Below are 13,424 nucleotides of genomic sequence, written 5' to 3'. Positions count from 1 at the left end.
CTTGTTTACATAGTGGCTTAAAGGCCCGCTGGAATTTTGTAGTCTGTAAGAGTGCCCCGTTACAGTTACTTAGGTATCATGCGCCACACTTAACTGAATGGTCGCCGGGACGCTCTGCGGCGGGCTTGAACCCCTGCCACCACCCGCAACGGTGTACATTGATAACGGAAGTAGAAGAGACAAACCATGAGTAAACATCAGCCTCTCGCCCATTGGGACGATATCTTGCTGCTGGACCAACAGCTGACCGACGAAGAGCGCATGGTGCGCGACGCTGCACGTGAGTATTGCCAGAGCAAACTGATGCCGAGGATTCTGGAGGCCAACCGCCACGAAATCTTCGACCGTGACATCCTGCGTGAAATGGGCGCACTGGGCCTGCTCGGCGCCACCATCGACGGCTACGGTTGTGCCGGTCTCAACTATGTTTGCTACGGCCTGGTAGCGCGCGAGGTAGAGCGCGTGGATTCCGGATACCGCTCCGCCATGAGTGTGCAGTCCAGTCTGGTGATGCACCCCATCTATGCCTACGGCAGCGAAGGGCAAAAGCAGAAGTACCTGCCCAAACTGGCCACCGGTGAGTGGGTCGGTTGCTTCGGCCTGACCGAGCCGGATGCGGGCTCGGATCCCGGCGGCATGAAAACCCGCGCCAGGAAAGTGGACGGCGGCTATCGCCTGAGCGGTACCAAGATGTGGATTACCAACAGCCCCATCGCCGATGTCTTCGTGGTGTGGGGGAAAGACGATGAAGATGTTATCCGCGGTTTCGTCCTCGAACAGGGTATGGATGGCCTGTCCGCACCGAAGATCGAGGGCAAATTCTCCCTGCGTGCCTCCATCACCGGGGAAATCGTCATGGACGATGTCTTCGTTCCGGAAGAAAACAAGTTCCCGCACATCGGCGGCCTGCGCGGCCCCTTCGGCTGTCTCAACCGCGCCCGGTACGGCATTTCCTGGGGCACTATGGGCGCCAGTGAATTCTGCTGGCACGCCGCCCGCCAGTACGGCCTGGACCGCAAGCAGTTTAACCGCCCACTGGCCCAAACCCAGCTGTTCCAGAAAAAACTGGCCGATATGCAAACCGAAATTGCGCTCGGACTGCAGGCCTCCCTGCGCGTCGGGCGCATTATGGATGAGAACAAGCAGTTCGATCCCACCATGATCTCGCTGGTGAAACGCAACAACTGTGGCAAAGCCCTGGATATCGCCCGCGTGGCCCGCGACATGCACGGCGGCAACGGAATTGCCGACGAGTTCCATGTGATTCGTCACGTGATGAATCTGGAAGCGGTCAACACTTACGAAGGTACCCACGACGTACACGCTTTGATCCTCGGTCGCGCCCAGACAGGCCTGCAGGCCTTCGTCTGAACTTGACGACACACCGGGCCCCACCGTGGGCCCGTCCCCCACCACCAAGCGCACCGCCCTGCTGCTCCGTCTCTCCCCTTGCCAGATCATGAGTGCTATCCTGCCCGGCTTCGCCAGTCTGTAGGTTTAACGACGATATGGATCAGCTGCTGCATTGGTTTGACCTGATCGGCATAGTGGTATTTGCCTTCAGTGGCGTACTTGCCGCGGGGCACAAGCAGATGGACTTGTTCGGCGCGGTGGTGCTCGCCTGTGTCACCGCCACCGGAGGGGGCACGACCAGAGATATCATCCTGAATCTCCCGGTATTCTGGCTGCAGGATACTTACTATCTGTGGATTGCCGCCACTACCGGTGTGCTCAGCTTTTATCTGATACGCTACCTGCAGGTGCCCATGCGCCTGCTGATGGTGGCCGATGCTATCGGTCTCGCCGTGTTTGTCGTGATCGGCACGCAGAAAGGGCTGGAACTTGGCTACTCAGCCACGATTGCCATCGTGATGGGCGTGATGACCGGCACCGTTGGCGGCGTGATCCGGGACCTGCTGTGCGGCGATATCCCGCTGCTGCTGCGCCGTGAGATCTACGCCACCGCCGCTCTAACCGGCGCCGCCGTCCTGGTTCTTCTGGACGCCAGTGGCAAACTTGCTGGAGATCTGGTTGTCGCTATTGCCATGCTTGTCACCCTGTCAATTCGCCTGGCCGCCCTGCGTTGGAACCTGTCGGCTCCCATTGCGCGGGTTGGCCATCGTTAAACGGTATCGGGGAAAAACACTCAACAAAACCCATCACAGTCCAAAGGAATGAGTTCAGTGCACACTTTCCGTCCGTTCACCGCCGTCTCCGTTCTGCTCTGCCTGTTGGTCGGGGCCTGTGAGCGGGCCGGCCAGCAACAGCCCGGGCAGGCAGCGCAGGGTGAGGCCCATACCCGTTTGATTCCCAAACCCTGCTGGTTTGAAACCGGTGGCGCCTGGCCCATGACCCAGTGTTTTATGGTGGAAGTCCCAGAGGCTTACGCCCACCCATCCAGACGCAAGATCCGCTTCCCCGCCGTACGCTTTCACGCCAAGGAACCAAATCCCAGCAAGGCGCCCCTGCTGCATCTGGGCGCCGGCGGCCCGGGCGCCAGCATGGGCCTGGAGCCGGAAAATGCCAGCGATTGGTTGTGGCTGAACTATGCGGCCATGTCGGTAGAGGACGGCCGCGACCTGATTGTGATGGACCCCCGCGGCACCGGCATGGCACAGCCGCGTCTCACCTGCAGGGAATTTATCGAGGATGCCCGCACCGCCTTCGAGCGCAACCTCTCCCCGCAAGAGGAGGCCCGTGTATTCGCTTTCAGCATGGAGCGCTGCTATAGCCGCCTGAGCAAGGGCACCGATATGGCCCAGTACAACAGCGCCACCATCGCCAGGGATGTGGAGGCGTTGCGCAAGTTGCTCGGGATCGATAGTTTCGACCTCTACGGGGTGTCCTACGCCGCCCGCTACGCCCTCACTTATGCGCGGGATTACCCTGAGTCGGTGCGCGCCCTGGTACTCAACAGCGCCGTTTTCCCTAATATCATTTACACCCAGCAGCTGGCCCAGGACTCTCTGGCGGCCTATGAGCGCGCCTTGAAACATTGTATCGAGCATAAAACCTGTAACAGCCGCTACCCGGACCTGCGCCGCCGCCTGGAGAACCTGGTGCAGACCCTGGACGAAACACCCCGTACCATTTCCATCAGGCACCGCTATTCCGACCAGCGCTACCCCTTTGTTCTCACAGGACAGCGTCTGCTGCGGGTCCTGTTTCAGGCACTGTATAACGAGAATTTCTACAGCGAACTGCCGAAACTGATCGAGGGGCTGGAAAACCCCGCGGATGAAGGCCTCAAACCCGCACAGAAAGCCATCGGACACTTTATGGAGATCGTGCTGGACCCTTACTTCGGCGATGCCGCCGGCGTCAGTCATTTCTGTTACGAGGAAGCCCCCTTTGTGGACTTTGAACAGGCCCGCGCCAATGCCGCCAAAACCGGTATCCTGGGAGGCGCTGCGCGTTCGGACCTGAGCCTGTTGCAGTTACAGTGCCGCATCTGGGCAATCCCCTCCGCTCCGCTGCTGGAGTCACAGGCCATCGCCACACCCGCACCGGTCATGGTGTTGCATGGCGGCCTGGACCCGGTGCTGTCCCCGGAGGACGTCAATACTGCGCGCAAGGCATTGCCGAACCACCAGTGGCTGCTGTTCCCGCAACTGGCCCACGATATTATTTCGGCGAGCAACTGCGCCGAACAGGCCGCTGCCCGCTTCCTCAACAACCCGATGGAGGACCAAATCCAGGCCACTCTGGCCTGTCGCCAACAGGAGCTGGCCCACCAGCAGGCGGCGAAACAGCAGCAAGCGGAGGCGCCGGCAGCGCAGCCATCGACACCGGAAAGCGGGCTTTGATCACCCCGTATTTTCACTGGACAACACAAACACTGGATACAGCGCAATGGAAAAGGACAGCGATGACCCGTTAATCGAAGTGGCGGCGCTCATTCAGCTGCAGGCGTCTGCAGATCCGGTGATTCTGGACTGTCGCTACGCACTATCAGATCCCGACCGCGGTGCACGGGCCTTTGCCACCGCACATATTCCCGGAGCCTGCTATGCCAGCCTGCACCGGGACCTCTCCGCACCCCTGCAGCGATACGGGGGCCGCCACCCACTGCCCAGCAGCGCTCAATTCCAGCAGTTCGCGCGCACACTGGGCGTCAGCCACACTACGCCCGTGGTGGTTTACGACGATAACCGCCTGGGCTTTGCCGCGCGGGCCTGGTTCCTCTTCTTCTTCTTTGGCCATAAAAGCATCCGCATTCTGAACGGTGGTCTGAAGGCCTGGTGTGATGCGGGCCACCCCCTGGAAACCCATGCGCCCGCCTCGCGCCCGGCGGGCAACTTCAAGGCCAAGCCGAAGGAAAACCTGCTGGTTCACTACGCACAGGTGAAAGCCGGACTGGACACTGCCCCCTGGCAATTGGTCGATGCGCGCGATCACGAGCGCTTTGCGGGCCTGAAGGAGCCCATCGACCCCATCGCGGGGCATATTCCCACCGCCATCAACCAGCCCTGGCAGGAAATAACTGAAACTGCGAGCGGAAAGGTAAAAGCCCCCGAGGCACTGCGCAAACAATGGGAGCCTCTCTCAAACGGGCGGCCACTGCTCAACTACTGTGGCTCCGGGGTGACCGCCTGTGTGAATTTTTTTGCCCAATATCTGGCCGGCCATCGCGACTCCCTGCTCTATCCCGGCAGCTGGAGCGACTGGTGCGCGCACCAGCGGGCCCATCCATAACGCTGAAAGCCCGCTGGAGAAAGGCGCGAGCGGGGAATCGGGGAGCGGCAGTTTACAAAGCAAACCAGGGTGGCAGTGCCGGGCCGCCTTTTCTGGCTTCAGTCGTGCATGGGATTGCGAATCAGCGGACAAGCCGCCTCTTTGTTTTTCGCCATATACTGCTGGTGATACTCCTCGGCGTAATAGAATTCCGGCGCCATACTGATTTCGGTAGTGATCTTGCCGCGATTTTTTGCATCCAGCGCTTCCTGAACCGCCTCTCTGCTGGCTTCGGCTTCCTTTTTCTGCGCTTCGGAAAAACAGAAGATACAGGAGCGATACTGAGAACCGATATCATTGCCCTGGCGCATCCCCTGGGTGGGGTCGTGACGGTCCCAGAACAGATGCAGCAGCTCCGCATAGCTGATAACTGCTGGATCGTAGATAACTTTGACCACCTCGGCGTGCCCGGTGCGCCCACTGCATACCTCATCGTAATTCGGGTTTTCGGTAGCGCCATCGGTATAGCCAACAGCGGTGGCGAAGACACCCTCGGTGTCCCAAAATAAGCGCTCGGCGCCCCAGAAACAGCCCATGCCAAACAAAGCAACTTCCGTACCCTCGGGGAACGGCGCCTTGATCGGATTGCCATTGACGAAGTGGACACCACTGATTTCCATCGGTTGTGGCCGACCGGGCAAAATCTGATCCGCATCCGGTATCTGGAATTTGTCGTATTGCATACTGTTGTCTCAAATGCTGAAATTTTCTTCCATCAGGATAGCCAAAAGACGTTTATCCGCCCAGAGCCATACTTAGGCTAAATTAACCGAATTATCAAATAGATAAGAAAGTTATTTGATCCGTACCCTACAATGTTGGCCTGTCAACCATACAAGGAGCCGCCTTTGGCACGTTTAATTCTACTGTTTCTCATTTTGATCGCCGCCTGGTTTGCCTGGCAGAAGATCAAGTCCAGCGCACCGGGGAACCGGCGCAAACAGATTTTCCTCGCCACCGTACTGGGTGGGGCCATGATTGTGGTGATTCTTGCCCTGAGCGGGCGGCTGCACTGGGTTGGCGCAGCTGCCCTGCTGATACTGCCGGTGCTGGGACGCCTGCTCAACCAGCTCCCCCGCATACTGCCATGGTTATCACCCCTGCTGCAAAAATATACGCACAGCCGCCAATCCCCCGGGCAGCAGCACCAAAAAGCTGCACAGCAACCGGCGGGGCCCCCTCTCACCGAGTGCGAGGCCCGGCGCATCCTCGGCGTTGGCGCCAGTGCCGGGCGGGATGAGATTGTCGGTGCCCACCGCAGGCTGATGCAAAAGCTGCATCCGGATCGCGGTGGTAACGACTACCTGGCGTCGCGCGTCAACGCCGCCAAGGAGCTTCTGCTGCGTATACTTTAGGTTTCGCTGCCAGGCTTTGCGGAGAAAAAGATGACAGTAACCCAACGGCCAAACGGGCTCTGCCTGGGCAGAGCCCAGATTTTTCAGTGAGGGCAGGCGCCCGGCCATACACTTTGGCAATGACTTTAAGATCCCCCGGAAACTCACTGTTTTTATTGGGTTTTGGAATTCAATTACCCTTCAGGATGCCCTCCCTGGCCGCCAGGATTGACTGTAAGGAGCGGGACAGAAATTCGCGACGGTAAAGTATATAGATCACCAAAAGATAACCGGCGATAAACAGGACAGGGTGGATAAACCACCCCAGCACAGAGATGGAGAAATAATAGGACCGCAGTCCATAGTTGTAACTGTGGCCCGCGTGGTCGATCACTTTGGCCGCATTAATGGCAAAACACCGCCGCTCCTCTTCAGAAAGTGCGCTATTTTGCGCAGGCGTGGCGCCGATGAGCACATTTGCAAAAGAGTATTGACGCAGAGACCAGGTGAAATTGAAAAAGGCAAAGATGTAAATCAGGATTAGCAACATCACCTTGAGTTCAAACTGCTCAACCGTAGTGGGTTCAGCAAAAGGCAGGCTGGTCAACATTGCAATAGCTGCCTTGTTGGCCGTCAGCGCAGTGACCAGACCCGCCAGAATCAGGATGCTGGTAGAGGCGAAGAAGCCGATCACCCGCTCGAGGTTGCCCAGTATGGCCGTATCCGCCATGCGCAGTTCCCGGTCCAGCATACGCAGCATCCACTCCACCCGAAACCATCGCAGAGAGGAGGAGAGACACCAGGTTTCCCTGGCTTTTTTTCGCGCAAATAAGGTGTAGCCCACCCAGGTCATAAAAAAGCCTGAGACACTGGCAATATCCAACCAGGACAACCGCTATCTCCCTGTTCGTCTACATTTATGCCGGGGCCTTGGCCGGCCGAGTCTTTGCCATGCCGGCGCCCTTGTCAACACTGTCTTTCCGGTGTGTGCAAGCGGTAGAATAGCGCCCTTTCGGCGGCCAAGGCCGGCGGCAAGTTTCAGATAACTCCAGGAAGCTGTCCTTTGAGCAATTCACATCCCGCATTTGAACTGGTTACCAGCACAGAAATCGAATCTCTCGGCGTGTGCGTCGAGGAATACCGCCATGTCACCACCGGCGCCCAGCACCTGCATATTGCCGCCGACAACCCGGAGAATGTGTTTCTCGTGGCATTGCGCACGGTACCCGGGGACTCCACCGGTGTGGCGCATATCCTTGAACACACCGCATTGTGCGGCAGTGACAAATACCCGGTGCGGGACCCCTTCTTTATGATGATCCGCCGCTCTCTCAACACCTTTATGAACGCTTTCACCAGTTCCGACTGGACCGCTTACCCCTTCGCCAGCCAGAATCGCAAGGATTTCGACAATCTGCTCAGCGTGTATCTGGATGCGGTCTTCTTCGCGCGCCTGGACCCGCTGGATTTTGCCCAGGAGGGGCATCGACTGGAATTCACCGAAACCGGTAACCCCAACAGCGATCTAACGTATAAGGGAGTGGTGTTTAACGAGATGAAAGGCGCCATGAGTTCCGTCAGCGCCCAGCTTTGGCACACCCTGAGCAAGTATCTGTTCCCCACCACCACTTACCACTACAACTCCGGTGGTGAACCGGCCGATATCCCCAAACTCAGCTACGAACAGCTGGTGGCCTTTTACCGCAGCCACTATCACCCGAGCAACGCCATCTTTATGACCTTCGGCGATATTCCTGCCGCAGAGCACCAGGCGGCCTTCGAGGAAAGGGCCCTGCACAAGTTTGAGCAACTGGAAAAAACCATCGCTGTCGGTCGCGAAGATCGCTACCAGGCACCGCTCAAGATCGAGGAACACTATCCGTTGAGCGGCGAGGAACCCAGTGGTAAAACCCATATCGTCCTGAGCTGGCTGCTGGGCGATGTCACCGATCTGGAAGAGGCCCTAACGGCACACCTGCTTGCTGGTGTACTGCTGGACAATAGCGCCTCACCTCTGATGAAACTGCTTGAAACCAGCGACCTGGGCAGCGCCCCTTCCCCGCTTGTGGGGCTGGATGATTCCCAGCGGGAGCTGGTCTTTGTCTGCGGTATCGAGGGCAGTGAACGGGAGCACGCTGACGAGTTGGAGAAACAGGTACTCGCGGTACTGGCGGAGGTTGCACAAAACGGCCTCCCCTATGAACAAGTTGCCGCCAGCCTGCACCAGTTGGAATTGCAGCAGCGCGAGATCGGCGGCGACGGCTATCCCTATGGCCTGCAGCTGATCCTGACCGCCCTGACCGGCGCTACCCATCGCGGCGATGCCATCGGCCTGTTGAACATCGATACCACCCTGGAGAAGCTGCGCGAGCAGATCAAGGACCCGACATTTATTGCCGGCAAGGCCCGTGAACTGCTACTGGAAAATCAGCACCGCGTGCGCCTGGTACTGAGCCCCGATGACCAACTGGCGACACGCCGCGCACAGGCGGAGAAAGACCAGCTTGCGCAGGTCAAGTCGCGCCTCAGCGAAAAAGACAGAAATCAGATTATCGAGACCGCCAAAGCTCTGGTAGACCGGCAAAACCGCGAGGACGATGCCTCAATTCTGCCAAAAGTTGGCGTTGAGGATATTCCCGCGGAACTGCCGGACGTAGAAGGTGAAAAGACCTCCTTGGGCGCGCAGAAACTGTCCCGCTACAGCGCCGGCACCAACGGCCTTGTGTACCAGCAGATGGTGTGCGCCCTACCGGAACTCAGCGAGGAGGAACACCAGTTGCTCCCCTATTATTGTCAAATCCTGAGTGAAGTCGGCCTGGGAGACAAAGACTACCTGGCAGTCCAGCAGTGGCAGACCCGCGTGGCCGGTTCTCTACACGGTTTTACCAGCAGCCGCACCGCCATCGACAACCTCGATACTCTATCCGGTCACTTTATCCTGTCTGGCAAAGCGCTGGCACGCAACCAGGGTGAGCTGACCGACCTGATGCAGGCCACCATGGAACAGGTGCGTTTCGACGAGTCCACCCGTATGCGGGAATTACTTCAACAGACTTTGGCCCGCCGCGAACAGGGCGTTGTCGATAACGGCCACGCCCTCGCCATGGCCGCGGCCAGCGCAGGGACCAATCGCGCCGCTTTTGAGAACCACGCCAGTGGCGGCCTACTTGGTTTGCGCAACCTCAAGGGGCTGGTGCGCAATCTCGAGCAAAAAGAAGGGCTGCAGCAGCTCTCCACGCAATTCCAGACGATCCACCGGAAAATACTCGCCGCCCCGCGCCAGTTCCTGTTGATTGGCGAGGCGGAGAAGCTCGACGATTTTAGCCAGGCCCTGTCGGCACTCACTGCCATCCCCAGTGAAACGCCAGCCAACCCCGAAGCGCCCTTTGAACGCAAACGTATACAGGCGCTGTGGCTCGTCAACAGCCAGGTAAATTTCTGTGCCAAGGCGTATGCCACTGTCCCACTATCCCACCCGGATGCAGCGCCGCTTTCCGTATTGGGCGGCTTTTTGCGCAATGGTTTCCTGCACCGCGCTATCCGCGAACAGGGTGGCGCCTATGGTAGTGGTGCAGCCCAGGACAGCAATATTGGCGTATTTCGCTTCTTCTCTTATCGCGATCCGCGCCTGGGGGAAACCCTGGACGATTTTGATGCATCCCTGGCGTGGCTGGCAGAGGGGAGGCACAAAACCGAACAGGTGGAGGAAGCGATTCTCGGTGTCATCGGCGGTCTGGACAAGCCCGCCTCTCCCGCCGGCGAGGCCAAGAAGAATTTTCACTCTGCCCTGTACGGTCGCAGCCACGCGGTGCGCCAGGCGTTCCGCAAGCAGGTAACGGAGGTGACCCTGGCCGACCTGCAGCGGGTTGCCGCCTCTTATCTGGACCCGAACACGGCCAGTGTCGCCGTTGTTACCGGCCCTCAGGGCCGCAGCGACGGCGCACAGCGGAATCTGCGGGAAGAGGAACTCTAGCCAAACCCGACTTCACTGCCGGCATAGACATGCCTTGCCAGGGAGTTTCCACTGACTATTGGCCGGGAGCCAGCGCAATTTCGATAGATCTGATTTCAACCCGGAGAATTTCACTCCTGGCAGGGACCCTTGAGCTCGGGTTTCAAGCTGTACTGCCCGGTCCAGCTTGCCTCCCGGCAAGACCGATTATCTGTTCGCTACCCACCAATGTACGTCCCGCAGGTTGTTTGGCGCATGGCTTTGGTTTTACCAGGGCTCACCTCTGTCACCCGGCAGGGCATTGAGACGACCAACCACTCTGGCTATTGCCGGATTACCCATTCGACTCCGGCCGTGACCATATCCAAAAGGCGCCGCAGCCGAGGCCGAGGCCGAGGCCGAGGCCGCCGATGGTGAGTAAAAGAAGATACCCATTGTTGATATGGTGAATCGCAAAAGCGAGGGACACAGTCATTGTCAGACTTGCCACCAGTTTGGTGCGTCGACTCAGGTAACCGCTGCGGCAGGTTTTCAAGAGATTTCCAAACAGGTGGTGCTCTTCAATCCATCGGTGGAAGCGCTGAGAGCTTCGCGAAGCGGCCCTGGCGCCTGGCGCCTGGCGCCTGGCAGGATAAAAACGGCGGAGGGCAAGCCAGGTAGTATGGCCCCGATGACACCGAGAAAAATACAAAAACAGGCGAACCCTCCCCACAGCCACCACAGCCACCCTGGTCCCAGCTTGGGGGCAAGGCTCGAAAGAGGCTCTTCGGTGGGCACCTTCTAGGCGGATCTTTATAAGCTATTCACGGGATAACCCAGGTTACCTTAGCGCGGTGAGCGCGCGATGGATTTTGCGTGACTGCCCTCGCCGTTCGGCAATCCCCTCGTATTTGGATAGGCGCCAAAAAGACCCAGAAACGGCTGAAAACCGACTAACTGACAATGTACCCAAGCGGTTTCGAGGACACAAAAAAGCCGCTCACAGGGGAGCGGCAATAAACGCGCGGGTTTCTAACCGGGAATACCCTCAATCCAACTGGCCGTGTGCCGGATCAAGCGCTAGAAAGCGTAATTAAATGCCAATGCCAAGGTGCGCGGGGCGCCGTAGAAGCCTGTTTGGAAAGGCGCACCGAAATCGTAACCGGCAATGCGATATTCTTGATCGCCGAGGTTTTTACCGATCAGGCTCGCACTCCAGTTGCCTGACCCCGGATAGTAGGTCGCAGTAGCATCCACCAGGGTATAAGCCTTCTGGTCCAGAATGCCCGGCGTTTCAAAAATCTGCGTATCCGCGCGGTAGGACACCGATGGGTTCAGCACCAGCTCACCGTCGGCCACAGGAATAGACCAGTTCAACTGCACCATCGCTGTGGTATCCGGCGTATTCTGCATATCGAGCGTATCGGCGATATTTTCACCTCCGCTGAGAAACTCGATAAATTTCGCGTCGATAAGACCGAGGACCGCATTGGCTGTCAGGTTGTCCGTCACCGCCAAGGACGCTTCCAGTTCGAGCCCCTGGATACGGGCCTCGCCAGCGTTCAGCACCGCACTGGCAAAGCCGCCGTCGGGAACCAGAGTCTGCGTGGTAACCTGCATATCCGTATAATCGGCCCGGAACAGAGCGCCATTCAGGCGCAGACGGTTGCCCAGCAAATCCAGCTTCCAGCCCAATTCTGCACTGTCGACGGTTTCCGGGTCATAGCCGTCGACCGTTTCCGGATTCACGCTCGCATCACCGCGCATATCGAAACCACCGGATTTAAAGCCCGCACTGTAAGACAGATACACCATCGCATTGTCGTTGATCTGGTAGTCGATGCCCACGCGCGGGGAGAATTGGCCCCAGTCGTTCTCACCTGTGTAATCGGTCAAAGTCGCCAGAAAAACCGGTTCGGGGGTATCGGCATAGTAGAGGGCATGGGAAAAATCACTGCCGAGTCCCAGGTAGTTGCCCTTAAATACCGCTGCCTGTTTTTTGTCCCTGGTGTAGCGGCCACCCAGATTCAAGTTCCAATGATCGGCGAACTGCCAGTTGTAGTGCGCATAGGCGGAAATACTCTGGGTATCGACCTTGCCGGCCACTTTCTGGGTAAACCCGGCTGGCGCCGCAAGATAGCCCAGCACTGCATCGAAAGCACCGGATGCGGTACCGTCATAGTAGTAAATGCCGCTCACCAGATCAGCGCTATCCCCCTGCCACAAGAGCTGAAATTCCTGGGTAAACTGCTCGTCGTCGTAGATCGCAGGAACATCAAACCAGGCGCCCTGGGTACTATCAAAATCGATCACGGTATCGGTATTGCCTTCCCGCCTGGCGGTAATGGACTTCACGGTAATCGTGCCAGAAACCTCATATTCGACGGCCAGGGATACACCGGAGGTCTCGACCAGATTATCGCTGGGCAGATTGGTCTCGGTATCATACACACTGTCGAGGACCGGCTCACCGGCCAAGCCCGGACCGAAGCGGTGACCGTGCTTGGAGGCAGACTCATCCTTTGTCTGATCCGCAGCCAGGCGCAGCCACAGTTTCTCACTCGGATTGAATTCCACAGAGAAGCGACCGCTAACAATATCCTTGTTGTACTGGTCTTCCCCGGTAATCACATTTTCGCCAAAGCCATCGCGTTGAAATGTGGCAATAGCACCGCTGACATAAACAGTATCCGAGAGCGCGGTTTGACCGGACACTTTCAGGTCGCGCTGATTGTAATTGCCAAGGGCTGCGCTGAAGCTCAGTTCACTGTCACCGGTGAGACGCTTGGTAACATATTTCACCGCACCGCCGATGGTATTTTTGCCGTACAGGGTACCCTGGGGGCCACGCAGCACTTCGATAGAAGCCACATCGTACAAATCCAACACAGCGCCCTGGGGGCGGGCAATGTAGATATCGTCGACATAAATACCAACACCCGGCTCGAAGCCCCACAGAGGATCCTGCTGACCAATACCGCGCACAAATGCCGTCAGCGTGGAATTGGTGCCCCGGCTGGCCTGCAAAGTCGTGTTGGGTGCAAGTTTTTGCAGGTCGGTAACGTCGGTGACGCCATTTTGCTGCAGCGCATCCTCATCGAATGCACTCACCGCGACGGGCACTTCCTGCAGGGACTGTTGGCGCTTTTGAGCCGTTACGATAATTTCTTCCAGTACCGGTTCGGCTGAAACGAAGCTGACACCACTGGCCAGCAGGATGCCGGCAGCGAGCGGGTTAAATTTGCTGTTGGGGCCCATGATCCTCTCCCTCAAGATCAAAATGATTCTTATTTCGGTATTGCTGTGATCTGGAGAAAACACAACCGATGCTGGACTGCGACTCTACCGGCTTGTATCACCCTTGCCTGCTAGACCAAGGTATGAGTCCGAACCACTGTCAACGGGTGCCTTCAGGGGCGACAGAT

The 13,424-nt window shown here is 58.0% G+C and carries 10 protein-coding genes; 6 read left to right on the top strand and 4 right to left on the bottom strand.

What is annotated here, in order from left to right; genetic code table 11:
• Positions 1-186 precede the first annotated feature (186 nt).
• The 4 genes from ACL7TT_RS15040 (at position 187) to ACL7TT_RS15025 (ending at position 4,695) form a co-directional block, all read left to right on the top strand.
• Positions 187-1,371 carry an acyl-CoA dehydrogenase gene (locus tag ACL7TT_RS15040; RefSeq protein WP_413396603.1) on the top strand — a complete coding sequence of 395 codons (1,185 nt, stop codon included), beginning with the start codon at positions 187-189 and terminating at the stop codon, positions 1,369-1,371.
• 137 nt (positions 1,372-1,508) lie between these two features.
• Entirely contained in the window at positions 1,509-2,126 is a 618-nt protein-coding gene (locus ACL7TT_RS15035; RefSeq protein WP_299943616.1) for a trimeric intracellular cation channel family protein, read from the top strand.
• A gap of 57 nt (positions 2,127-2,183) precedes the next feature.
• On the top strand, positions 2,184-3,806 hold the full coding sequence (locus tag ACL7TT_RS15030; RefSeq protein WP_413396600.1) for an alpha/beta hydrolase: 1,623 nt from the start codon (positions 2,184-2,186) through the stop codon (positions 3,804-3,806).
• A 46-nt stretch (positions 3,807-3,852) separates the two neighbouring features.
• Positions 3,853-4,695, top strand: a complete 843-nt coding sequence (locus ACL7TT_RS15025; RefSeq protein WP_413396598.1) for a sulfurtransferase — start codon at positions 3,853-3,855, stop codon at positions 4,693-4,695.
• A gap of 98 nt (positions 4,696-4,793) precedes the next feature.
• Here the strand turns inward: ACL7TT_RS15025 and msrA are convergent, their stop codons facing one another.
• Positions 4,794-5,417, bottom strand: a complete 624-nt coding sequence (gene msrA / locus ACL7TT_RS15020) for a peptide-methionine (S)-S-oxide reductase MsrA (protein ID WP_413396596.1) — start codon at positions 5,415-5,417, stop codon at positions 4,794-4,796.
• 165 nt (positions 5,418-5,582) lie between these two features.
• Between msrA and ACL7TT_RS15015 the strand changes: the two genes are divergently transcribed.
• Positions 5,583-6,089 (top strand): J domain-containing protein, encoded by a 507-nt coding sequence (locus ACL7TT_RS15015; protein WP_413396594.1) that lies wholly within the window; start codon positions 5,583-5,585, stop codon positions 6,087-6,089.
• 169 nt (positions 6,090-6,258) lie between these two features.
• On the opposite strand, the gene ACL7TT_RS15010 is transcribed toward ACL7TT_RS15015, so the two are convergent.
• Positions 6,259-6,960 carry a DUF599 domain-containing protein gene (locus ACL7TT_RS15010; protein ID WP_413396592.1) on the bottom strand — a complete coding sequence of 234 codons (702 nt, stop codon included), beginning with the start codon at positions 6,958-6,960 and terminating at the stop codon, positions 6,259-6,261.
• Between the two features lie 171 nt (positions 6,961-7,131).
• Here ACL7TT_RS15010 and ACL7TT_RS15005 point away from each other — a divergent pair, with 171 nt between their 5' ends.
• Positions 7,132-10,041, top strand: a complete 2,910-nt coding sequence (locus ACL7TT_RS15005; RefSeq protein ID WP_413396590.1) for an insulinase family protein — start codon at positions 7,132-7,134, stop codon at positions 10,039-10,041.
• A 313-nt stretch (positions 10,042-10,354) separates the two neighbouring features.
• On the opposite strand, the gene ACL7TT_RS15000 is transcribed toward ACL7TT_RS15005, so the two are convergent.
• Positions 10,355-10,732, bottom strand: a complete 378-nt coding sequence (locus tag ACL7TT_RS15000) for a DUF454 family protein (RefSeq protein ID WP_413396626.1) — start codon at positions 10,730-10,732, stop codon at positions 10,355-10,357.
• 347 nt (positions 10,733-11,079) lie between these two features.
• Positions 11,080-13,257, bottom strand: a complete 2,178-nt coding sequence (locus ACL7TT_RS14995) for a TonB-dependent receptor (protein WP_413396588.1) — start codon at positions 13,255-13,257, stop codon at positions 11,080-11,082.
• Positions 13,258-13,424 lie beyond the last annotated feature (167 nt).

The organism is Microbulbifer jejuensis (assembly GCF_047289955.1).
In the GTDB taxonomy this organism is placed as follows: domain Bacteria; phylum Pseudomonadota; class Gammaproteobacteria; order Pseudomonadales; family Cellvibrionaceae; genus Microbulbifer.
The sequence above is the reverse complement of the archived record's forward strand: the minus strand, read 5'-3'. Positions and strand labels throughout refer to the sequence as shown.

Bases quoted from the DNA above. Each gene is read 5' to 3' on its own strand.
- ACL7TT_RS15040 (WP_413396603.1), top strand. From the start codon at position 187: ATGAGTAAACATCAGCCTCTCGCCCATTGGGACGATATCTTGCTGCTG.
- ACL7TT_RS15035 (WP_299943616.1), top strand. From the start codon at position 1,509: ATGGATCAGCTGCTGCATTGGTTTGACCTGATCGGCATAGTGGTATTT.
- ACL7TT_RS15025 (WP_413396598.1), top strand. From the start codon at position 3,853: ATGGAAAAGGACAGCGATGACCCGTTAATCGAAGTGGCGGCGCTCATT.
- msrA (WP_413396596.1), bottom strand. From the start codon at position 5,417: ATGCAATACGACAAATTCCAGATACCGGATGCGGATCAGATTTTGCCC.
- ACL7TT_RS14995 (WP_413396588.1), bottom strand. From the start codon at position 13,257: ATGGGCCCCAACAGCAAATTTAACCCGCTCGCTGCCGGCATCCTGCTG.